This is a genomic window from Clostridium sp. Cult1, from assembly GCF_021655095.1.
Taxonomy (GTDB): domain Bacteria; phylum Bacillota; class Clostridia; order Tissierellales; family Tepidimicrobiaceae; genus Schnuerera.
This window is the reverse complement of sequence record NZ_PPXW01000001.1, coordinates 2110282-2111856: the sequence shown is the minus strand read 5'-3', so window position 1 is coordinate 2111856 and position 1575 is coordinate 2110282. Positions and strand designations below refer to the sequence as shown.

Genomic DNA, 1575 nt, shown 5'->3' with positions numbered 1-1575 from the left:
TTTCTCCAGTCATATAGGTAAACATACTATCTGGCCAATGTAACATTCGAGCTTCAATAAATATTAATTTATTGTTTTCTCCAATCTCCAATTCATCTCCTGTCTTTACCTCTACAAAATTCCAATCTTCATGAAAATGTGCCTTTAATATTTTAGCCCCATTAGAACTACAGTAAACTGGCACATGGGGTATTTCCTTCAATAACAAAGGTAAAGCGCCACTATGGTCTATTTCAGCATGATTAGCTACTATGTAATCTATTTCATTTAAATCTATTTCCTTCTTAAGGTTTTCAACAAATTCTTCTGCAAAGGGTTCCCATACTGTATCAATAAGTACTGTCTTTTCATCTCTTATTAGATAAGAATTATAGGATGAACCCCTATGAGTAGAATATTCATCACCATGAAAACGTCTTAATTCCCAATCGATCTTCCCTACCCAAGTTACCTTATCAGTCATTTTAATAGCCATATTAAAACCTCCTAAAAATTATTTTTTAATGGATACTCATATTAATTATGTTCTAAAATACAAGACCAAACCACTTAGTCAAACTACCTAAATTAAATTCCTTAAATTTTCCTCATCTAATATAACAATTCTTCTATGTCCTATCTGTTTTATCCAACCCATATCTTGAAAATAGGACAATTTTCTACTTAAAGTTTCCTGGCTCATACCAATATGGGAGGCTAAATCCCCTTTGCTCATATTAAGAACTACTTCCCCCTCATCATTGGCTAGATCCAATAACATTTCAATAATTCTAGTTTCCACGTCATGAACTCCTAAATGTTCTATTAAGTTTTCTGCTCTTTCTAATCTAGAGCTTAATTCTTCTAAAACCTTAAAGGCTATAGTAGGATATTTAGCCATTAGGTTTTTTAACTTTTCACCATCTATTATACATACCGTTGTATCTTCTAGTACTTCTGCATTATCCGTCAATGGTCCATGTACGAATAGGGATAATTCTCCCATAAAATCACCTGGTCCCAATATTCTAATAACCTGTTCTTTTCCTGTATGGGAAAGCCTAGATATCTTAACTTTTCCCTTATGGATTACGAATAATTTTTCCCCTCTATCTCCAGCCATGTAGACCATTTCACCTTTTTTATAACTTCTAGCTACTGTAATCCTAGCTACTTCCATCATTTCATCATAGGTTAATGTATTAAATATTGGTACTATTTCAATACAGGTTTTGTCTTTTTTGTTACATTCACAACCACAACTCATATAAACACCCCATTCCAATTATGTAAATTCTATATTTATTATATTACCCAATAATAATCTATAATCCTCATAACTTTCACAAAAGAAATCCATATTTTGTGCTTGTCCTATACCTATTTGATTATGGGGCGGATCAAGAAGGCAAGGGCAAGAAATATTATATTTCCTGCCCTAGTCCATTATATAGAATGTTTCTTATTCCGATAACAATCTCTTTTCTCCTTCAATCTCTTTGATTGGAGCTATGTTTTGTGTAAATTCTAAGGTCCCTAAATATTCTCCATCTTTACTCCTTACAGCAAAATATCTAATTAACACGTATAAGTCTC

General features: G+C 32.4%; 2 protein-coding genes. Both read right to left on the bottom strand.

The annotated features are described in order from the left end of the window. Positions 1–475, bottom strand: a 475-nt coding sequence (locus C3E89_RS10550) for an MBL fold metallo-hydrolase (RefSeq protein ID WP_236912837.1), incomplete at its 3' end; no start/stop codon positions are given. Positions 476–562: 87 nt separating this feature from the next. Next, positions 563–1246, bottom strand: a complete 684-nt coding sequence (locus C3E89_RS10545) for a Crp/Fnr family transcriptional regulator (protein WP_236912835.1) — start codon at positions 1244–1246, stop codon at positions 563–565. Positions 1247–1575 lie beyond the last annotated feature (329 nt).